Source organism: Ciceribacter sp. L1K22, assembly GCF_017599385.1.
Classification (GTDB): domain Bacteria; phylum Pseudomonadota; class Alphaproteobacteria; order Rhizobiales; family Rhizobiaceae; genus Allorhizobium.
In genome coordinates this window covers 2,998,945-3,018,700 of sequence record NZ_JAGFPK010000001.1, presented here as the reverse complement: position 1 = coordinate 3,018,700, position 19,756 = coordinate 2,998,945, and the positions used below count along the sequence as shown (strand labels likewise).

Here is a 19,756-nt window from a genome sequence, read left to right as displayed (position 1 = left end):
CTTATTCCACCCCCAGCGCCTCGGCCGAGAGCCAGAAGACGGCGTCCTGGGAGCTTGCGGTTTCCAGCCAGACGAAATCGAGGTGGGGGTATTCCTCCTCGAGGATTTCGCGGCCCGAGCCGATTTCGCAGATCATGCCGCCGCCGGGGTTCAGGTGCGCGGCGGCTTCATCGAGGATGCGGCGGACGAGGTCCAGCCCGTCGACGCCGCCGTCATGGGCGAGCCTCGGTTCGGCGCGGTATTCCGGCGGGTAGCCGTCGAGCGCCTCGTGGTCGACATAGGGCGGGTTGGTGATGATGAGATCGTAGGTGCGGCCGGCAAGCGGGGCGAAGAGATCGCCCTCGTGCAGGCTCACCTGCTGCTCGACCTCGTGTTCGGCGAGGTTGAGCTTCGCCACCTCGAGCGCATCGCCCGAGAGATCGACGGCATCGACCTCCGCCTGCGGGAAGAATTTCGCCGCCAGCACCGCGAGGCAGCCGGAGCCGGTGCAGATATCGACGGCGCTTTCGACCGCCATCGGATCGGGCAGGAAGGACGAGCCGAGCTCGCCCAGATATTCGCGGAACAGGATCTCGCCGATATGCGAGCGCGGCACGATGACCCGCTCGTCGACATGGAAGCGCACGCCCTGGATATAGGAGCGGCCGGTGAGATAGGCGGAGGGCTTGCGGGTGGTGACACGGGTCTCGATGCGCTCGGCCAGCAGCTTGCGCTCCGACGGCAGCAGGCGGGCGTCGAGGAAGGGATCGAGCGCATCGATCGGCAGGTCGAGCGAATCCAGAAGCAGAAAGGCGGCGTCGTCGCCGGCGGTCGAGGTGCCGTGGCCGTAGCTCAGGTCGGCCTTGTTGAAGCGGGAGATCGCATAGCGCCAGTAATCGCGCAGGGTCACGAGGTCTCTGGTGATGTCGTCCACGGCATTCTCGCTTTTCAATGGCGGCCCGCTCGCTTATTGCGGGGGACAAAGGTTGTGCCTTCGCTCTAGAAGGCCGGGGGCGGCGGGTCAACCGTCGCCACGTCGAGGACGCGACTGATGAAGGACAAGCCGAAGCGGACAAAGCCCGCCAACAGCAAGCCCAAGGCGCAGGCCGAGGGCAAGCGCGTGACGCTGCCGAGGGCGCTCTCCAAGCTTGGCTACTGCTCGCGCACGCAGGCCGAGGCGCTGATTGCGGCGGGGCGCGTCAGCGTCGACGGGCGGGTGGTGACGGATGTCGAGGCCTGGGTCGATCTGGCCGTGGCGGCGATCGCGGTGGACGGCGCGCGGGTGGCGGCGGAAAAGCCAATCTACCTGATGCTCAACAAGCCGCGCGGGCTGGTGACCACACGGCACGATCCGGAGGGGCGGGCGACGGTCTACGACTGCCTTGGGGACCATGCCGGGGCGCATATCTCGCCGGTCGGGCGGCTGGACAAGGCGAGCGAGGGGCTGCTCATCTTCACCAACGACACCGACTTCGCCAACCGGCTGCTGGACCCCGAGACGCATGTGCCGAAGACCTATCACGTGCAGGTCGACCGTCTGGTCGATGCGGACGTGCTGGCGGCGATGATGGCTGGGGTTATGCACGACGGCGACCTGCTGCGGGCGCGCAAGGCGGCGCTGCTGCGCGAGGGTGACAGGAACGCCTGGATCGAGGTGGTGCTGGACGAGGGCAAGAACCGCCAGATCCGCCGCATGCTGGAGGCGATGGGGATCGAGGTGCTGCGGCTAGTGCGCGTGGCGATCGGCTCGCTGGAACTGGGCACACTCGAGAAAGGCGCGGTGCGGGCGCTGACGGAGGCGGAGGTGAGGGGGCTGAGGCGCTAGCGCCACTCGTGCAGTTTGTCACCCATCAGCGGCCTGGATGTGCCCAGCGGCAGGCTTGTGCCGGCGCGCTCGGCATAGGCCAGGGCATCCCCCTCGTCGTTGAAGCCGATGAGGATCATCGACAGCGATTTCGCCTTGGGCGCACCCTTCTTGCGGTAGTTCATCTTCACCGCGCAATGCGGATAGGCCGCGTCCAGCAGGGCGCCTTCCGGCAGGGCATCCGACAGGGCGAGATGGGCGCCGAGGCCGAGGAAGCGATCGATCGCGGCGAAGGCCGTCGCCTCCGGAAGCTGCTTGTTTTCCTGGCTATTCGGCGCGCGGCCCCAGAACAGACTGTCGACCAGCCCCTTCGCCCGCTTCGACTTCACGACAACGAGACCACCGGCCGCGACGAGCTCCAGATGGGCGTCCCAGGTCTGGAAGAGGTCCGGGGTGTGGTGGAGTTCGGTGAGGAGGGGGCGGAGGGATGCGGTGAGGTCGGGGTGGAGGGCTGGGGGCATCAGGGTCTCGGCGAGCGTGGAATGGTGTGTGGCGGCCTCGTAGCATGGTGGGGGCGGGGTGGATATGGGGGCGTTGTGGATGCCCTAGCCGAGGCGTAGTACATTCCGAGCCGACACCGATTTCGCCGACGGCTAAAAGCCCATATCCTTGAAAAACGGATCTGCCCGCAACGCGACATGCGTCTTGTGTATGTTTGGCAGTAATTTCTTCCATTCTGCATTTTTGCATGCAGCGAGAAGGATGATCACCTTCGGGAAATAGATATTCTGCGGGTAAGAGCTGTTCGGAGCATTCAGATACAGCTTAAGGCTTTGCGGGATTGATCCCATTTCAGAAATATCCAGCAAGTACCTCGCCACATTCTGAGCTTCCTCGTTTTGGAGCTCGGAAATTAGGTCATGAAAACCGGAAAACGAATCCTTCGAGTGAATAAAGCGTGGAATCGCCCCTGCCGCTGCCCGAGCCAACCAATAATCATTCGCTATTCTCTCCTTATGCCGCTGAATAACTGATTGCAGCTCACCAAGGTCACTGAACTTAATTGAGAGAAAAATAGCGCAATGAAGTCCTAGGTCGCCAGAGTATTCAATTATTTGGATCGCCTGCTGCAGTTTTATCTTTATTTTACGTGTTTTGGGAATTCTTGAGTGCAGCAAAAATCCGGTCAAATCGACGAGAGATGCGTCATCAACAAAAATTCCCTCGCTGAGGAGTGAGAGTACTTCAAACGCCGCCGTACCGATGTTGTTCGAGTATGAGAGATAACGAAACGCTGTTGAGCGCATGTCTGGCTTGTTACGTATAAGCCATAACAAATCATCATCTGGCACTCGGGTTTCTGTTTGGTAGAGCAGGCCTAGTATGTATTTGTGTATTTTGGATCCGTTGCCGTGGTGAAATGGGGAAGATTTGCCGGGTGACGGGCCTTCGTCTCTTGCCATCCATGCTTCATATGTTTTCAGAAGTATATTCCCCGCAGCTGAAGATTTCTTGGCGCCAATAACGCGCTCAAGCCGTGCAAGGTGAAAGTTCTCGTCTATACAAAAATGGGTATATGCTTCCTTCTGCGTAAGAATACGGGTTTTAGAAGCATTTAGGCGAAGCTGGCGCGATTGTAGGGTTAAGTCGACATCCCGAACTATCTTCTTTGCATCAGCTATCGTTTCGACGCCGATGTCCATATCGTCCATGAAGCGTGCGTAATTCGATACGGCAGAGTGCTCGCAGACTTTGTCGACCTCGTACAACATCGCGTTGGCCAGTACACGGGTCGCCGAAGTCTCAATTTGCGGCATCCCTATTTGCGTGAGCGGCATGAAGTCTGGAGTCCAAGTCAATTTGTTTAGGACGTAAATTAAAAGGTCTAAAAGTGATTCCCTGATGTCTGCTAGTGATGAAACAATGTTTCTTAAGTGCTGAAAGTTTATGAAGTCATAGAAATTGGCTACGTCTGTGACTACGATGTACTTGTTTTCATTTGCGAAGCCGAACACTGCGCCTTGAAATCGCTTCCAACTCTCAAATGAGCCATACTTTACCTCTGCTTGATTGATGCCTTTGATGAATTTTCCGTCGTCGGGTTCAAAGAATGCCGACTTGCTAGGTGCTTTGGATTTCAATTCGAAGTATACAGAGCGTGAAAGCCTCTCGAGAACAAGAAGATCTACCGGATGAACAAGCGTCATCTGCCTGCAAAGGCCCCGGGATTTTTCAGCTAGATATCTCTTCGCTGGTCGTACCTCATAAATCCCGCCTAAAATCTGCTTTCTGACCGCTCGGACAATCGAGCTTAGCTTGTCGTTGTAGTCTCGATATTCGATTGGGTCGAAAACGAGCTGCTTCCTAATCTGATAGCGAACCCGCTTCTTCCATTCTTCCGTGAGTTTGGAAGCTGAGAATGCGGCATCTAATTCGTCGCGTATGAACTTGAACTTTGGTGACTGCACGAGTTGCCTCTCATTCTTTGAGCAACTCTACATGCGCATTTAGCCTTTTCACAACCGCTTTCGGAGGGGGCATCCGCACTCTCTACCCCAGCGCCTGCCGCTGACGAAAGCAGATCCTCGGGACAAGCCCGGGGATGACGGTAGCAGGCATTGGTGGCCAACGAAAAACCCCGCCAGATCTCTCCGGCGGGGTCCGCATTCCCTCAAATCTCAAGCGCTACCCGCGCCCTCAGAACTCCACGGCCCGATCGCCATCTTCGTCCTGAATGCGCGTCGGCAAACCAATCTTGTTGAGCAGATTGATAAACGGCTTGGGCGGCAGTTCTTCGACGTTGGCCATCTTCTTCACGTCCCATTCGCCTGTCGCGACGAGCATGGCCGCAGCAACCGGCGGGACACCCGCCGTGTAGGAGATGCCTTGGCTGCCCACTTCGTTATAGGCTTCCTTGTGATCGGCGACGTTGTAGAGGAATACGGTCTTTTCCTTGCCGTCCTTGAAGCCCATTACATAATCGCCGATGCAGGTCTTGCCTTCGTAGTTGGGGGCAAGCGAAGCCGGGTCGGGCAGGCAGGCCTTGACGACCTTCAGCGGCACGACTTCGGAACCGTCGGCCAGCTTGACCGGCTGTTCGGAGAGGAGGCCGATCGACTTCAGCACGGTGAAGACGTTGATGTAGTGATCGCCAAAGCCCATCCAGAAGCGCACGTCGGCGCCGTCCATGTTCTTGGCCAGCGAATGCACTTCGTCATGGCCGCAGAGATAGGCGCGGCGGGTGCCGACGACCGGCAGGTCGTAATCCTTGCCGATCTCGAACATCTTGTTGACCTTCCATTCGCCGCCCTGCCAGGAATAGACGACGCCGGTGAATTCGCGGAAGTTGATTTCCGGGTCGAAATTGGTGGCGAAGTATTTGCCGTGGCTGCCGGCATTGATGTCGACGATGTCGACGTCGGTCACCTTGTCGAGATATTCGTCCTTGGCAAGACGGGCATAGGCGTTGACGACGCCCGGATCGAAGCCGGCGCCGAGGATGGCGGTGATGCCCTTTTCCTCGCATTCGGCGGCACGCTTCCACTCGTAGTTTCCGTACCACGGCGGGGTCTCGCAGATCTTGTTCGGCTCTTCATGGATCGCGGTGTCGATATAGGCGACACCGGTGTCCATGCAGGCGCGCAGCACCGACATGTTGAGGAAGGCGGTGCCGACATTGATGACGATTTCGGTGCCGAGCTTCTTGATGAGCGCCTTGGTGGCTTCGATGTCGAGTGCGTCGAGCGCATGGGCTTCGAGAACGCCCTCCTGCTTCATCGCCTTCTTCTCATGCACGGAAGCGATGATGGCGTCGCACTTCGCCTTGGTGCGCGAGGCGATATGGATGTCGCCGAGCACGTCATTGTTCTGCGCGCACTTGTGGGCGACCACCTGGGCGACGCCGCCGGCGCCGATGATGAGCACGTTCTTTTTCATTCTGGGACCAACTCCTTACGTCCAATCGTCAGAACCTGTTCCTGAGGGAGTTCAGGACAGGCTTGTTTCGTAGTCCGTGTAGTCGAACTCACGGACCGTCCTGAGGCTGCCATCCAGTTCGCGGATGGCGATTGCCGGCATTTGCACGCCGTTAAACCAGTTTTTCTTGACCATCGTGTAGCCGGCGGTGTCCTGCAGCGAGATGCGGTCGCCGATGTTCAATTCCTTCTCGAAATTGAATTCGCCGAAGATATCGCCCGCGAGGCAGGACTTGCCGCAGACCTGGTACCGGTGCGGTCCCTGGTTGGGGTGGACCTTCGCGCTTTCCCGGTAGATCAGGAGATCGAGGAGATGCGCTTCGATGGAGGAATCCACCACGACAAGATCCTTGCCGTTGTAAAGTCTGTCGAGCACGGTGACTTCGAGCGTGGTCGACTTGGTGATCGAGGCTTCGCCGGGCTCCAGATAGACCTGAACGCCGAACTCGCCGGAGAAGCGCTTGAGGCGCTCGGCGAACTTTTCCAGCGGATAGTTCTCGCCGGTGAAATGAATGCCGCCGCCGAGCGATACCCAGTCGGCCTTCTTCAGAAGCGGGCCGAACTTCTGTTCGATGTCGCCCAGCATGCGGTCGAAAAGGTCGAAATCGCCGTTTTCGCAGTTGTTGTGGATCATGAAGCCCGAGATCATGTCCATGACCGGCTCGACCTGTTTCAGGTCCCATTCGCCCAGACGCGAGAAGGGGCGGGCGGGATCGGCCAGATCGAAGCTCGAGGAGGAGATGCCGGGGTTCAGCCGCAGGCCGCGGATGATGCCGGAGGATTGCTTCTCGAAGCGGGTGAGCTGACCGATCGAGTTGAAGATGATCTTGTCGGCATGGCTGACGACCTCGTCGATCTCGTAGTCGGCGTAAGCGACCGAATAGGCATGGGTTTCCTTGCCGAACCGCTCATGGCCAAGGCGGACTTCATTGAGCGACGACGAGGTCGTGCCGTCCATGTAGTCGCGCATGAAGTCGAAGACCGACCAGGTGGCGAAACATTTGAGCGCCAGAAGCGCCTTTGCGCCGGAGAGTTCGCGCAGGGTCGCGATCTTCTCCATGTTCTGGAGCAGCTTGGACTTGTCGATCAGGTAATAGGGGGTCTGGAGCGGCATCGTGACACCTGTTCGTTCGCAGGGAAGGGGTGTGCCATCGGCATGTGACGGCGACGTGAAGCCGAGGCGGGGCATGGCGCGGCGCGCCTCGACCCGTCGGCTTCAGGGCTGGCTTGAATTGTTCAGGAGGGGATGGTGATCGCCATGCGGCGCGGCACGAGGCGCTTCTGCAGACCGCCGCGCTGGCGCATTTCGGTGCGCATGAGTGCGATGCCCGTCAGCCGCGTGTGCGTGAAGACGAGACGAAATATCGTCCGGCACGCCCGGGTAAGGGGCGCGATAGAGACTACTTCCGTTCGGGGGGCATCCAGTTCGACTGGGCCCATCCCCGATTGGAACAGGGCGTCGCTCGACATGGCGTCCTCTCCAACCAGCAGATGAAACCTGCAATGTGTGGGGCGGGCCTATAACACGAGGCCGCGAAAAAGATCAACTCGCGGACCGCGCGGTTTGCCCGCCGGCGATCAGGCTTTCGTGGCGCCGTTTTCGGTGGCGGCCTTCGTGACAGAGACGACGGTCAGCTTGTGCTCGCGGCCGTCATTGGCGGTGAAGTCGATGGTGCGGCCCTTGGGCATGCCGAGCAGCGCGGTGCCGATCGGGGTGAGGATCGATATCCTGCCTTCGGCGATATCGGCATCGGCCGGATAGACGAGGGTCACGGTGCGCGATGCGCCGTCATCGGTGCGGTATTCGACGGTGCTGTTCATTTGCACTGTGCCGTTGATGGCCTTTGCGTCCTCGGCGACGGCGGCGCGTTCGAGTTCGTCGAGCAGTTCCTCGGCGATCTCGGGGCGGGTTTCGACGAGGCCGTTGGCGAGGCGCATCAGCTTGTCGTGGTCGTTCTTCTCGACGACGATCCGGGGTCTGGTCATGGTTCTTGTCCTTCTGTGTAGTGGGCCGACCCGGCGCAATATCCGTAGTCAAAACGCTTGATCCGTAATCAAAACGCTTGCCGCCGCGATGGACGCGGCAACGGTCGACCGATGAACTTTTTCCGATGGTTACACGCCTCCCCGGTCCCGGGGATGCCGAGCCGGGGCCGCTATTCCGCGATCGGGAAGGGCCGGTACAGGGTGTGGCGTTTGCGCGTGTTCATAGGAGAAAGGTCGGGTCAAAGCATGGCAATGTCAAGGCCGAGGGCCGAAAAGCCGGATTTCATGCGTACCTGAACGGCGCCGGACAGGCTTGCGTGCAACCTGAATCTTTGCTGAGGGTTGAGCGTCATTCGCCGGAGTCATCGATGTTCAAAGACCTGTCCCCTCAAAGCGTGTTCATGGGCTGCCTGACCGCCTTCGTGGGCTTTGCCAGTTCGTTCGCGGTGGTGCTGCAGGGGCTGAAGGGCGTGGGCGCGACCGACTACGAGGCGGCTTCGGGGCTGATGGCTCTCTCGGTGTCGATGGGGCTTTGCGCGATCGTGCTCAGCCTCTGGACGCGCCTGCCGGTCTCGATCGCATGGTCGACGCCGGGTGCCGCCGTTCTGGTGACGGCGGGCGTGCCGGAGGGCGGGTTCGCCGTTGCGGTCGGGGCCTTCCTCGTCTGCGGCGTGCTGATCGTGGTCGCCGGCCTGTTCCGACCGCTCGGTCGTGCGGTTGCGGCGATCCCGGCGCCCCTCGCAAACGCCATGCTGTCCGGCGTCATCCTCGGCCTCTGCTTCGCGCCGTTCAAGGCAATCGCCTTCGATCCGGCGCTCGGCCTGCCGATCTTCATCGCCTGGGCGGTCGTTGCGGCGTTCAAGCGTCTCTATGCGGTGCCGGCCGCGCTCGTCGCGTTCGTGATCGTCATGGTCCTCGGCGTCGAGCTGCCGGATGGAGCCTTCGCCACCTGGGCCTCGTCGCTGGCGCCGCCGGTGGAATTTGTGGCGCCGCAGTTCACGCTCGCCGCGCTCGTCTCGATCGCACTGCCGCTCTTCATCGTGACGATGGCCTCGCAGAACATTCCCGGCATCGCGGTGCTGAAGGTCAACAACTACGATCCCAATCCGGGGCCGCTATTCGCCGCGACCGGGGTGTTCTCTCTCCTGTCAGCGCCATTTGGTGGCCATGCAGTCAACCTCGCGGCGATCACGGCGGCGATGTGCGCCGGTGAGGATGCCCATCCCGATCCTGTCAGGCGCTACTGGGCGGCGGTGATCGCCGGTATCGGATACATTGTTCTTGGGCTCGCGGCCGGCGCTGTGACCGCCTTCGTATCCCTGGCACCGCCCATCCTGATCCAGTCCGTCGCCGGGCTGGCGCTGATCGGGGCGTTTTCGGGCTCGGCGGTGGCGGCATTCAAGGAGCCGGAGACGCGGGAGGCGGCGGCGGTGACATTTCTGGTGACGGCGTCGGGCATTTCGATCCTCGGGATCTCCGGCGCGTTCTGGGGACTGGTCGCGGGGGTCGCGATGCTGGGGTTGTTGAAAGTGGCCAGGGCTCGCGCGTGATGCGGGTTCGTCCGCGGGCGATTGTCCTTGTGCTTGCCGCCGGGCTTTTCGCCGCCATCTTTCATGCCCGCTACTGGATGTGGCGGGACTGCATTGCAGCTTCACAATCGAGCTGCGTTACGCCTGATGGCAACAACGTTACCGATGGCGGGATGGTCTGGGGCATGATCGCGCTCGGCTTCCTGGCCGCAGCCTTAATCGCGCAGTTCGGGCGGCGGTGAGCGAGGTGTGACCGATCTGGCGTGATCGTCATGGTTGCGCTAGCTTTTCGGCATGGAGTTCGAATTCGATCCGGCCAAAAGCGAGGCGAACAAAGCGAAGCACGGAATCGATTTCGTGGCGGCGCAGGAATTGTGGTATGATCTATTCGCCGTCGATGCGGATGCCGGACATCTGCTCGAGCCAAGGCGGATCCGAATAGGCCGGATTTTCGGGGTCCTGTGGACCGGTGTCTACGTTCTACGCGAGGAGCGTATTCGCATCATTTCGGTCCGCCGGGCACGAATTTATGAAAGGCGTCGCTATGAAGACAATCAGCGCTGAGGAATTCGATCGGAAGTTCGATGATGGCGAAGATATAAGCGAATACATCGACTGGACCACGGCAACTCGCCCCAATCTGGAGCCTGTAGTGCTGACGGTGACTGTTACCCGGGGCACGAAGCTTAGGCTGGAAAGGCAGGCTCGGGAGCTTGGTCTATCCGCCGACACTCTTCTGGAAGAATGGCTGCGTGAAAAGCTCGACGCGGTGACGCCGTCCGCCGCCGAATAACGCCCTTGCGCGATTCAATTCCGCGCGTTATTCCTCATCCCATGAATATCAACGGCACGACCATTGTTGCGACTTGCATGACGGCCCGCACGGCGGCCGGTTTCGTCGCGTCGGTGCCAAACTCGCTTCTTCTTCTCGGCCTTATCCGCGGTTGCCGGGTCCATTGAGGAGCGCCCGGCGGCCGGGTCAGCCGTTCGGCGATTGCTCCTCGAAACTCCCCCATTGATGCAATCCATCCCTTGAAAAGGGTGTGTTCGGACGTGCCAAACCAGTGCTGATTTGCTATCAGCCGGTCACGCCGACGAGGACGAGAAGAGACGACGATGATTTTGAAGACCCATACCGTGAAGCAGGGCATGCCGGACGCTTCGCAGAAGTACCGCCCTTATCCGCAGATCGACATTTCGGACCGCACCTGGCCGTCGAAGGTGATCGACAAGGCGCCGATCTGGTGCTCCGTGGATCTCCGCGACGGCAACCAGTCGCTGGTCAACCCGATGGGCCACGACCGCAAGGCCCGGATGTTCCAGTTGTTGCTCGACATGGGCTTCAAGGAAATCGAGATAGGCTTTCCGTCGGCGTCCCAGACCGATTTCGACTTTGCCCGCTGGTGCGTGGAGGAGGGCGGGGTTCCCGCCGACGTGTCGCTGCAGGTTCTGGTGCAGTGCCGGCCGGAGCTGATCACGCGCACCTTCGAGGCGCTGGAAGGAGCCAACAAGCCGATCATCCACTTCTATAACTCGACGTCCGAGCTGCAGCGCCGCGTCGTGTTCGGAAAGGATGTGGCGGGCATCAAGCAGATCGCGGTCGACGCGGCCAAGATGATCATGGACATGGCGGCGAAAGCGGGCGGCGGTTATCGCTTCGAGTATTCGCCGGAGAGCTTTACCGGCACCGAGCTGGAGGTGGCGCTGGAAATCTGCAACGCGGTGGTCGAGATCGTGAAGCCGACGGCCGACAACAAGCTGATCCTGAACCTGCCGTCGACCGTGGAAATGGCGACGCCGAATATCTACGCCGACCAGATCGAATGGATGTGCCGAAATATCGACGACCGCGAGAACGTCATCATCTCGCTGCATCCGCACAACGACCGGGGTACCGGGATTGCCGCGACCGAACTCGGCCTGATGGCCGGCGCCGACCGTGTCGAGGGCACGCTGTTCGGCAATGGAGAGCGCACCGGCAATGTCGATATCGTGACGCTGGCGCTCAACATGTACACGCAGGGTGTTGATCCGGAACTGGATTGTTCCGACATCGAGCGGATCAAGGCCGTCTACGAATACTCGAACGAGATGGTGATCCCCGAGCGTCATCCGTATGTCGGCGAACTGGTTTATACGGCGTTTTCCGGATCGCACCAGGATGCGATCAACAAGGGCATGAAGGCGATCCGCAAGGCGAATTCGCCCGTCTGGGAAGTGCCGTATCTGCCGATCGATCCGCAGGACGTGGGGCGCACCTACGAGGCGATCATCCGCATCAACTCGCAGTCCGGCAAGGGTGGCATCGCCTACATCCTGCAAGAGGACTACGGAATCAACCTGCCGCGCAACCTGCAGGTCGAGTTCCGAGAGGACATCCAGCGGATCACGGATGAAGGCGGCAAGGAACTGCCGTCTAAGGCGATCTACGAGCGCTTTATCGAACGTTATGTCGACCAGCCGACGGCGCGGCTGAAGTTCGTCGACCACCACACCTACCCGGCCGGCGGTGACGCACGCGGGGTTCGCGTGGTGGCGGCGGAGATCACCGACAAGGGCGAGGTGAAGCGGATCGAGGGCAAGGGAACGGGACCGATCGACGGCTTCATCAACGCGCTGTCGACCTATCTCGGGATCGAGCTCTCGGTTGCCGACTATTCCGAGCACTCCCTGCAGCACGGCTCCAACGCCTCGGCGATCGCCTATGTCGAGGTGGAACATCCGACCGGCAAGCTGTTCGGCGTCGGCATCAACACCAACATCGTTGCCGCCTCGCTCGAGGCGATCGTCTCGGCCGCCAACCGCGTGCTCGAGGAAACCACGAAGGCCTGAGCCATGGGTCTCCACGCCGCCATCACCGGCAACCTGGATGACGCACCGCCATTGGTGCTACTCCACGGTTTCGGCGGCGGCGGACATGTCTGGGATGAGGTGGTGGCGGCTCTCGCAGGAGGGCCGCCGCTTGTTGCCTACGACCTGCCGGGACATGGCGGCTCGGTCGACGCCGAAAATCCAGGCGGGGCGGGGCGGATGGCGAAAGCTCTGCTTTCCGATCTTTCGGCGCGCGGGATTTCGCATTTCCACCTCGCGGGTCATTCGCTCGGCGGGGCGACCGCTGCGCTGATAGCCCTTAGGGCGCCCGAACGGGTGTTGACCGCGACGCTGCTGGCGCCGGGAGGTTTCGGTCCGGAGATCAATCACGAGGTGCTGCGGCGCTTCTCCTTGCCCGAGGACAGGCCGAACCTCGCCGATGCGCTGGCCGCGATGATGGCGGAGGGGCGGCGGCCATTGCTTGAGGTCGTGGATCGGCTCTGGAACGAGCGTCAGCGGCCGGGTGCTCGAGAGCTCCTGAGCCGTGTCTTCGAGGCGATGATGCGGCCGGACGGCAAGGGTGGATGGGAACAGGGAACCATCGACATGTCGGCGTTGGCACAGCTCTCGATGCTGGTGACCGTCGTCTGGGGCGACGAGGACGCGATCCTTCCTGTCCCCGACGAGACTTCTCTTCCCGACAATCTTGTCTTCCGTCGCTGGATGGGCATCGGGCACATGCTGCCGGAAGAGGCCCCAGATGCCGTGGCGGACCTCCTGAAGTCGATCATATCGGGCGCAGGCTGACCGGGCATGAGCGCCTATCGGACGCCGAAGTCGTATTCGCCGCGCTCGTGGATGGTGTTGGCGCGGCCGACCAGCAGGGGTTCGACGCGGCCGACGCGCTTCAGGTCCTTGCCCTTGTAGGGCAGCGCATGGAGGACGTAGCGCATGGCATTCAGCCTGGCGCGTTTCTTGTCATCCGACTTGATGACCGTCCACGGAGAGTCGGCGGTATCGGTGTGGAAGAACATCGCTTCCTTGGCGCGGGTGTAATCGTCCCACTTGTCGAGGGAGGCGAGATCGACGGGCGAGAGCTTCCACTGCTTCAGCGGGTGGACCTTGCGCTCCTTGAAACGGCGGCGCTGCTCGTCCCGGCTGACGGAGAACCAGAACTTGATCAGGTGCAGGCCGCTGCGCACGAGATTGCGCTCGAACTCCGGCGCCTGTTGCAGGAATTCGCGGTATTCCTCGTCCGTGCAGAAACCCATGACCCTCTCGACGCCGGCACGATTGTACCAGCTACGGTCGAACAGAACGATCTCGCCGCGCGTCGGTAGGTGTTCGACGTAGCGCTGGAAATACCATTGGCCGCGCTCGACCTCGCTCGGCTTTTCAAGCGCGACAACGCGAGCGCCGCGCGGGTTCAGGTGTTCCATGAAGCGCTTGATCGCGCCGCCCTTGCCGGCGGCATCACGTCCCTCGAACAGGATGACGACGCGCTGCTGGGCTTCCTTCACCCAGGACTGGAGCTTCAGCAGTTCGGTCTGCAGGATGAATTTCTCGCGCTCGTAATCGCGTCGCAGCATCTTGTAGCGGAAGGGATAGCCGCCGTCGCGCCAGTCGTCGGCCAGTTCGTCGCTCGTCACGCGCGGATGGCCGGATGGCTTGGGAAGGCCTAGCGACTTGCGCAGCCGGGTGGCGTCATCGGGAGAGGCGCCCTCTATGATGGCCTCGATGCCGGAGACGACCTCCTCGTTGCCCGTCGCGGCTATGGCGCCAAGGGCGGAGAGTTCGGCCTCCTGTGCGGCCTCGCGGCGTTCCTCCGCCAACCCTGTCTCCACGCCCTCCGGGAGGTCAGCCGACTTCTTCTCCTCGTTGTTGTCTTGCGTCATGCCCACCCCCTCGCGCCTTCATCGAAACCGCTAATATAGAGCGCCCGGCAAAGGCTTCCGGCATTGACTTGGATCAAGACTGGAGCGTGGTTCGCCGCCTGACCGGCGTCAGAGGGAGAAAATGTGGTGGTGGGACATCTCGGTGCCTTGGAGATCTTCGCGCAGCGAGTGACGTTGCCAGTCCAGTGTCCAGGCGCCGCTTTTGCCCGATATTCCAAACAGGTTGAACGCGGCGGCGGGCTTGTGGCCGCCGGGGCCCTGCGATGCCGAAGCGATGCCGATGACAGGAATGGGGCGACCACGGCTTGGGAGCGTGTATTGCGTGTTGAGGTGCGTGTGGCCATGCAGCACGAGTTCGGCGCCGCCGACGGAGATCGCCGCGCCGAAACGCCGTATGCCGACCATGCGCTTGTAGCGGCTGGCGGCGCCCCGCACCGGCGGGTGATGGATCAGGACGACGCGGAACAGGCCCTCTTCGCCAGCCGCCTTCAGGAGGTTTGCCGTCTCTCGTGCCTGTCTGGCACTGAAATATCCCATGGCCGAAAAGGGCGGGGTGGCGATCGAGGTGGAACATCCGATGATCGCTACGGGTCCGCGCCGACGGATATAAGGAAAGAGCTTGTGGTCGTCCTCCCAGACCAGCGGATCGTCGTCGCCGCGCATGTAATCGTACCAGGCGCTGACGGTCTTAGCGTGTGCGCCGGGCACATAGGCGTCGTGATTTCCGGGAACGATCGAGGTGGACAGCGGTTCGGCGGCGTGCTTCAGCCAGTCCGAGACCATGCGGATTTCCATGGCGGTGGCTAGATTGACCATGTCGCCGGTTATTGCCAGATGGTCCGGCCTTGCCTCGGCAATACCTTCCATGACGAGGTCTAAAGCATTGGCAAAAAGATGCTTTCGTCTGTTACGATGCCAGTTGACGTAGCCGGTGATGCGCTTGGAGGCAAGTTCGCGCAAAGTCAGCTTTGGGAGCGGTCCGAGATGTATGTCGGATATGTGAGCGAGCTTGAACATCGGCGACACTCATAGTGCGGGAGGGGCAATGGGGCAAGGAATTAAAGAAGACAAAGGCAAGGCTGTCATCGAGGGGGGAAGCCGGCGGCTGATGATGCGGGTGCTGCACACCTATTTCGTGATGGCGCGCGGCATGACGCTTGGCGTGCGCGCGGCATGCTTCGACACGGAGGGGCGGGTCTTCCTCGTTCGGCACAGCTACCTGCCGGGTTGGTACTTTCCCGGCGGCGGGGTCGAGCGCCGCGAGACCGTGGGAGAGGCCCTGACAAAGGAAATCCGCGAAGAGGGCAATCTGGAGGCGACAGCACCACCCGAACTTCTGGGCGTCTATTTCAACCGGCATGTCAGCAAGCGCGACCATGTGCTGTTTTACCGGGTCAACGTCCGGCAGACCGCACCACGACTGCCAGACCGGGAAATCGTGGAATGCGGCTTCTTCGATCCGGCGAACCCGCCGGCGGGCACGACGGATGCGACGCTGCGCCGGCTCAGCGAGTTGCGAGGTGAGCTTCCCCGCGCCGAGACCTGGTGATTTCCAGAGCCTCGGCCAGCTTGTCGCGACCATGCGGACGGTCGAAGTCGAGCGCCGGGCCGACGGGCACCACGCCCGAGGGATTGATAGTCTTGTGACTGCGGTAGTAGTGGTGCTTGATGTGGCGCATGTTGACGGTTTCGGCAACGCCCGGCCACTGATAGAGGTCGCGCAGATAGGCCGAAAGGTGCGGATAGTCAGCGATGCGGCGGATGTTGCACTTGAAGTGGCCGACATAGACGGCGTCGAAACGCACCAAAGTGGTGAACAGCCGCCAGTCGGCCTCCGTCAGCCGGTCGCCCATCAGGAAACGCTGGCCTGACAGCCGGCTTTCCAGCCAGTCGAGGGTGTCGAACAGTGGCTTGACCGCGCTCTCATAGGCGTCCTGGCTGGTGGCGAAGCCGGCCTTGTAGACGCCGTTGTTGACGTTGTCGTAGATGCGGGCGTTCAGCTCATCGATCTCGCCGACGAGGTCGTCAGGGCAATAGTCGTCGGTGTTGCAGGTAATGCCGTTGAAGGCACTATTGAACATGCGGATGATCTCGGCGGACTCGTTCGAGACGATCGTGTTCCTTTCCTTGTCCCAGAGAACCGGAACGGTGACGCGGCCGGTGAAATCGGATTTGGCGCGGGTGTAGACCTGCCAGAGCGTGTCGGAGCCGAACAGGTGATCCGGGGTTGCGCCGTCGCGTTCGTGGAATTCCCAGCCGTTTTCCAGCATCAGCGGATCGACGATGGACAGGCCGATATGCTCCTCCAGCTGTTTCAGCTTGCGGAAGATCAGGGTTCGATGAGCCCAGGGACAGGCCAGCGATACATAGAGATGATAGCGGCCGGATTCGGCCTTGAAGCCGCCTTCACCGGAGGGACCGGCAGAGCCATCGGCGGTCACCCAGTTGCGGAATGTCGACGCACCTCGCTTGAAGTGCCCGTTCGTCGATTTTGTGTCGTACCAGACGTCCTTCCAGACGCCGTCCACGAGCATGCCCATCGGCTTATCCTTTCCCGCTACGTTTATCGTCTTCCTGAAAATATGCAGGTCGGCGTCGATTGCGAGGGGCGAATGAATGAACACTGCGTTTTTCCGTTGGACGGATCGCCGCAATGCTGCTATCGAAGCCGTCACCAAAAATTGGATGCGCTCCTTTATGACCCTTGTACGGACCCTGCGACGACGCTGACGCTGACCTGACACCTTCGCGTGTCATCGCTCACCTATGTCTCCGTCTGTTCAGCCTGGTTCCGGTCATACCCATGAAAGCTCACGAGCTCGTCTACCTCACCGAGGATGCGTCGCACGACGCGGTTATCGAACTTATCAACGAAGAAGCCTTCGGCCCCGGCCGGCATACGCGTGCGGCGGCCCGTATCCGCGAGCAGGGACCGCATGATCGCCAGTTGTCGTTCGTTTGCGCCGATCGCGGCGAAACGATCGCCTCGGTGCGCATGACGCCGGTGCTGGCTGGTTCGGTGAAGGGCCATCTTCTCGGGCCGCTTGCGGTACGGCCCTCGCACAAGAACATGGGGATTGGCCGGGAACTGGTCCGGATCGCCATTGAGGCCGCGCGGCGGAAGGGCTCGGAAGCCGTTATCCTGATCGGCGATCCGCCGTATTACATGCCGCTCGGCTTCGAGAAGGTCGCCTGGAAGGCGCTGGAGTTTCCCGGGCCCGTTGATCCGGGCCGGGTGTTGGTGGTGCCTATGGGGACGGACGTGCACGACCGGCTGAGAGGAGATATCGGCTGGAGAATGTGCGCCGCAGCCGGTTCTGATGACGACGCCGATGCGGTCGTGGAGTCCTCGGTCGAGCTCGGCCGGTTGTCCCGCGCCGGGTAACGTGCGTGACCCCTAGTGGGCGCGCGGCACCCTTGTTTCTTGCTCAAGGTAATCGTTGACGTAAAGATCGTCGACAAGCTGTAGAACCAGAGCGATCAGCGGTGTCGCCAGCGCCAGGCCGATCAGGCCGAACAGCGCCCCAAAGGCAAGCTGCGAGCAAATGACCAGCACGGGCGGAAGCGAGACCTTCTGCCGCTGGACGATCGGCGTCACCACATAGCTCTCAAGGGCCTGAACGGCCAGATAAATCCCCAGAACCATCAGGACCGAGTTCGTTCCGCCGGGCAAAGCGAGCAGAAGACCGGGCGTCGCGGCGAGAACGGGGCCGATATTCGGGATGAACGCGAGAAGTCCCGCGAGCAGGCCCAGCACCAATGCCAGCGGAATGCCGATCAGCCAGAGGCCCAGTCCTGTCAGGACGCCCACCACCGTCATCGAGATCAACTGTGCGGACAGCCAGCTTTCCAGCTGGCCGACGGAGCGGGAGAGGACATGTGCGACCTTGTCCCGCAGGGACGGAGCGAACAGCTTCAGGAAACCCTTTCGGTAGGTGTGCGGATCGAATGCGCCGTAAAGGGCGATGAAAATCAACAGGACCGTGTTACCGAGATAACCGAACGCGGACCCCAGCGCCTGCGTGGCGGCGCCTCCCGAAGCCGACGTCCAGAGGCTGTCTTCGCTGACGTGGTCGATCAGCTCACGGCCCCATGCGTATTCCTCCGCTCTCGAACGCAGGTTTTCAACAGCATCGGGAATTTGACGCCAGAGTTCATCGATCTGCTGGGAAATCGCCGGCGCGGCGGCCGTTCCGCCGGCAGCCAGGACCAAAAGCACCGCGAGCAGAAAGATGGCGACGCCCCAGGTCGGACCGACAGACAGGCGCGCGCCAATCCACGCTCCGGAGGAGCGGACGAGAATGGCGAGCAGCACGCCTGCAAAAACCATCAATAGCGTGCCGGGCAGAAATATCAGCAGTGCGCCGATCACCAGGCAAACAAGAGCGACGGACATCTGACGGCGGTCCGGGCCCCCGGTTGGCCCGAGGCGGAGCAGATCGTGTTTTACCGTCATGTCTGTTCCTTTCCTTCGTCTTTGCTGCGGGGATGCTCACCCGTTATCTGGCTTCCGCCGCGCCTTGCGCTGGACAGAAAGCGCGACGGCGGCAACCATAGAAGGTGTGATGTCGGGAGCAGTCCTGTTGTCAGAGGGAACCTCTCAGGGTCCGATCTGTTCCCCTTTCGACGACGCGTTTGACTTTTTAGCAGGGCAAGCTTCGTCCGCCGTATCAATCACGAGAGGAGAAACATCATGCTGAAATTCATTGGTGGAACGATCGGAGCGATCTTCCTGATCGGACTGATCGTCGTGGTCCTGCTGCTGATGCTAATCTTCTAGTTCATCCTGAAGGACGGGGCCGAGCGGACGGATGCGGTTATGGCAGGAAGCGCTTGATCATCCAGGTGATATCGTAGCCTGGAACGAAATCGTCGATACGTCCGAAAATGCGATAGCCTTGCCGCTCGTAGGCGCGGCGAGCGACCGGGTTTATGGTGTCGATATAGGCACCCTGGCAGCCACGTGCCTTCGCCTCATCTTCCGCTCTCTGCAGCAACTGGCCCGCCACCCCTTGGCCTCGTAGACGCTCCGGAACGAAAAGCATCTCGACATAGAGCCAGCCGCGACCGGTGTAACCGACGAGACCGCCGTCGGTCTGTCCCTCGTCATCGATGAGGGGGATGAAGAGATCGCGCCGGTCCGTGGGGCCGAGGACGTTGTTGTTGTAGGCCTTGATGCCGGCGAGGATCGCATCACGGGCGTCGTCGGGGACGGTGTCGAAGAGCGTCATGGGTGTCGTCATGGAGTTACGGTAGGCGGCTCACGCGTAGCTGTCGAGAGTGGCTTCGCGGCGACCTCAGGTTCTGCTGGTGGATATCGGGCCGAGATGACCTAGATGGAGAGGTATTCAGCGAAGAGAAGCCGATGCCGGACAACGACCTTCCCACGATCTACCGCGCCTACATCGACTGCCTGAACGGTCAGGATTTCGACCGGCTCGGGCAATTCGTCCACGATGATGTAGAGTACAACGGAGAGCGGATTGGTATTCACGGTTACCGGGAGATGATCGAAGGTGATTTCGTCGCGATCCCGGACCTTTTCTTCGACGTTCGCCTTCTTGTCTGCGATCCACCTGTCGTCGCAAGCCGGTTCGCTTCGACTGCACACCCGCCGGTATGCTGTTCGGGATGCCTGTGAACGGCACCCGCGTCGTGTTCGAGGAAAACGTGTTCTACCAGTTCGCGGATGGAAAAATCAGGTCGGTGTGGTCGATCATCGACAAGGCGGCGATCGCGGAGCAGGTTGACGGGGACCGTCCGCGTTGAGCCGGCCGG

Annotated in this window: 21 protein-coding genes and 1 pseudogene; 10 read left to right on the top strand and 12 right to left on the bottom strand. The window is 61.2% G+C overall.

Annotated elements, in window-relative coordinates; genetic code table 11:
- Window position 1 precedes the first annotated feature (1 nt).
- Window positions 2-913 carry a 50S ribosomal protein L3 N(5)-glutamine methyltransferase gene (gene prmB, locus J5J09_RS14990; protein WP_208551726.1) on the bottom strand — a complete coding sequence of 304 codons (912 nt, stop codon included), beginning with the start codon at window positions 911-913 and terminating at the stop codon, window positions 2-4.
- 117 nt (window positions 914-1,030) lie between these two features.
- Between prmB and J5J09_RS14985 the strand changes: the two genes are divergently transcribed.
- Window positions 1,031-1,804 carry a pseudouridine synthase gene (locus J5J09_RS14985; RefSeq protein WP_208551720.1) on the top strand — a complete coding sequence of 258 codons (774 nt, stop codon included), beginning with the start codon at window positions 1,031-1,033 and terminating at the stop codon, window positions 1,802-1,804.
- Here J5J09_RS14985 and J5J09_RS14980 read toward each other — a convergent pair.
- The 6 genes from J5J09_RS14980 to rnk form a co-directional block, all read right to left on the bottom strand.
- A complete protein-coding gene (locus tag J5J09_RS14980; RefSeq protein WP_208551719.1) occupies window positions 1,801-2,304 on the bottom strand; it encodes a hypothetical protein in 504 nt (167 codons plus the stop codon). The genes J5J09_RS14985 and J5J09_RS14980 overlap by 4 nt on opposite strands.
- 132 nt (window positions 2,305-2,436) lie before the next feature.
- Window positions 2,437-4,251, bottom strand: coding sequence for an RNA-directed DNA polymerase (locus J5J09_RS14975; protein ID WP_208551718.1), 1,815 nt, complete (start codon window positions 4,249-4,251; stop codon window positions 2,437-2,439).
- Between the two features lie 229 nt (window positions 4,252-4,480).
- On the bottom strand, window positions 4,481-5,719 hold the full coding sequence (locus tag J5J09_RS14970) for a saccharopine dehydrogenase family protein (protein ID WP_208551715.1): 1,239 nt from the start codon (window positions 5,717-5,719) through the stop codon (window positions 4,481-4,483).
- 51 nt (window positions 5,720-5,770) lie between these two features.
- Window positions 5,771-6,871, bottom strand: coding sequence for a carboxynorspermidine decarboxylase (locus J5J09_RS14965; RefSeq protein WP_208551712.1), 1,101 nt, complete (start codon window positions 6,869-6,871; stop codon window positions 5,771-5,773).
- 122 nt (window positions 6,872-6,993) lie between these two features.
- Window positions 6,994-7,227 (bottom strand): hypothetical protein, encoded by a 234-nt coding sequence (locus J5J09_RS14960; protein ID WP_208551709.1) that lies wholly within the window; start codon window positions 7,225-7,227, stop codon window positions 6,994-6,996.
- Window positions 7,228-7,335: 108 nt separating this feature from the next.
- Window positions 7,336-7,743 carry a nucleoside diphosphate kinase regulator gene (gene rnk / locus J5J09_RS14955; protein ID WP_208551707.1) on the bottom strand — a complete coding sequence of 136 codons (408 nt, stop codon included), beginning with the start codon at window positions 7,741-7,743 and terminating at the stop codon, window positions 7,336-7,338.
- 368 nt (window positions 7,744-8,111) lie between these two features.
- Between rnk and J5J09_RS14950 the strand changes: the two genes are divergently transcribed.
- The 6 genes from J5J09_RS14950 to J5J09_RS14925 all read left to right on the top strand — a co-directional run bounded on the left by J5J09_RS14950 (window position 8,112) and on the right by J5J09_RS14925 (window position 12,890).
- The gene (locus J5J09_RS14950; protein WP_208551705.1) at window positions 8,112-9,293 is read left to right on the top strand and encodes a benzoate/H(+) symporter BenE family transporter; all 1,182 of its coding nucleotides are present in this window, start codon (window positions 8,112-8,114) and stop codon (window positions 9,291-9,293) included.
- Window positions 9,293-9,514 (top strand): hypothetical protein, encoded by a 222-nt coding sequence (locus J5J09_RS14945; protein WP_208551703.1) that lies wholly within the window; start codon window positions 9,293-9,295, stop codon window positions 9,512-9,514. Before J5J09_RS14950 ends, J5J09_RS14945 begins: the two co-directional genes overlap by 1 nt.
- Before the next feature lie 52 nt (window positions 9,515-9,566).
- Window positions 9,567-9,836 carry a BrnT family toxin gene (locus J5J09_RS14940; RefSeq protein WP_208551701.1) on the top strand — a complete coding sequence of 90 codons (270 nt, stop codon included), beginning with the start codon at window positions 9,567-9,569 and terminating at the stop codon, window positions 9,834-9,836.
- A complete protein-coding gene (locus J5J09_RS14935) occupies window positions 9,817-10,065 on the top strand; it encodes a CopG family transcriptional regulator (RefSeq protein ID WP_208551699.1) in 249 nt (82 codons plus the stop codon). Before J5J09_RS14940 ends, J5J09_RS14935 begins: the two co-directional genes overlap by 20 nt.
- A gap of 323 nt (window positions 10,066-10,388) precedes the next feature.
- Window positions 10,389-12,104 carry a 2-isopropylmalate synthase gene (gene leuA / locus J5J09_RS14930; protein ID WP_208551697.1) on the top strand — a complete coding sequence of 572 codons (1,716 nt, stop codon included), beginning with the start codon at window positions 10,389-10,391 and terminating at the stop codon, window positions 12,102-12,104.
- A 3-nt stretch (window positions 12,105-12,107) separates the two neighbouring features.
- Window positions 12,108-12,890 carry an alpha/beta fold hydrolase gene (locus tag J5J09_RS14925; protein ID WP_208551695.1) on the top strand — a complete coding sequence of 261 codons (783 nt, stop codon included), beginning with the start codon at window positions 12,108-12,110 and terminating at the stop codon, window positions 12,888-12,890.
- A gap of 14 nt (window positions 12,891-12,904) precedes the next feature.
- Here the strand turns inward: J5J09_RS14925 and ppk2 are convergent, their stop codons facing one another.
- The gene (gene ppk2 / locus J5J09_RS14920; RefSeq protein ID WP_208551694.1) at window positions 12,905-13,978 is read right to left on the bottom strand and encodes a polyphosphate kinase 2; all 1,074 of its coding nucleotides are present in this window, start codon (window positions 13,976-13,978) and stop codon (window positions 12,905-12,907) included.
- 108 nt (window positions 13,979-14,086) lie between these two features.
- Complete coding sequence (locus J5J09_RS14915; RefSeq protein WP_208551693.1) at window positions 14,087-14,995, bottom strand: metallophosphoesterase; 909 nt, start codon at window positions 14,993-14,995, stop codon at window positions 14,087-14,089.
- 28 nt (window positions 14,996-15,023) lie between these two features.
- Between J5J09_RS14915 and J5J09_RS14910 the strand changes: the two genes are divergently transcribed.
- Window positions 15,024-15,527: an NUDIX domain-containing protein gene (locus J5J09_RS14910; RefSeq protein ID WP_246745848.1), complete on the top strand. Its 504-nt coding sequence runs from the start codon at window positions 15,024-15,026 to the stop codon at window positions 15,525-15,527.
- Here J5J09_RS14910 and J5J09_RS14905 read toward each other — a convergent pair.
- Window positions 15,484-16,518, bottom strand: coding sequence for a glutathione S-transferase family protein (locus J5J09_RS14905; RefSeq protein ID WP_208551691.1), 1,035 nt, complete (start codon window positions 16,516-16,518; stop codon window positions 15,484-15,486). The genes J5J09_RS14910 and J5J09_RS14905 overlap by 44 nt on opposite strands.
- A 263-nt stretch (window positions 16,519-16,781) precedes the next feature.
- Here J5J09_RS14905 and J5J09_RS14900 point away from each other — a divergent pair, with 263 nt between their 5' ends.
- On the top strand, window positions 16,782-17,363 hold the full coding sequence (locus J5J09_RS14900) for an N-acetyltransferase (protein WP_208551689.1): 582 nt from the start codon (window positions 16,782-16,784) through the stop codon (window positions 17,361-17,363).
- Window positions 17,364-17,375: 12 nt separating this feature from the next.
- Here the strand turns inward: J5J09_RS14900 and J5J09_RS14895 are convergent, their stop codons facing one another.
- Window positions 17,376-18,434: an AI-2E family transporter gene (locus J5J09_RS14895; protein ID WP_208551687.1), complete on the bottom strand. Its 1,059-nt coding sequence runs from the start codon at window positions 18,432-18,434 to the stop codon at window positions 17,376-17,378.
- A 361-nt stretch (window positions 18,435-18,795) separates the two neighbouring features.
- On the bottom strand, window positions 18,796-19,209 hold the full coding sequence (locus J5J09_RS14890) for a GNAT family N-acetyltransferase (protein WP_246745847.1): 414 nt from the start codon (window positions 19,207-19,209) through the stop codon (window positions 18,796-18,798).
- Window positions 19,210-19,343: 134 nt separating this feature from the next.
- Between J5J09_RS14890 and J5J09_RS14885 the strand changes: the two are divergent.
- Window positions 19,344-19,747 (top strand): annotated as a pseudogene (locus J5J09_RS14885) (ester cyclase).
- The last annotated feature ends 9 nt before the right edge of the window (window positions 19,748-19,756 follow it).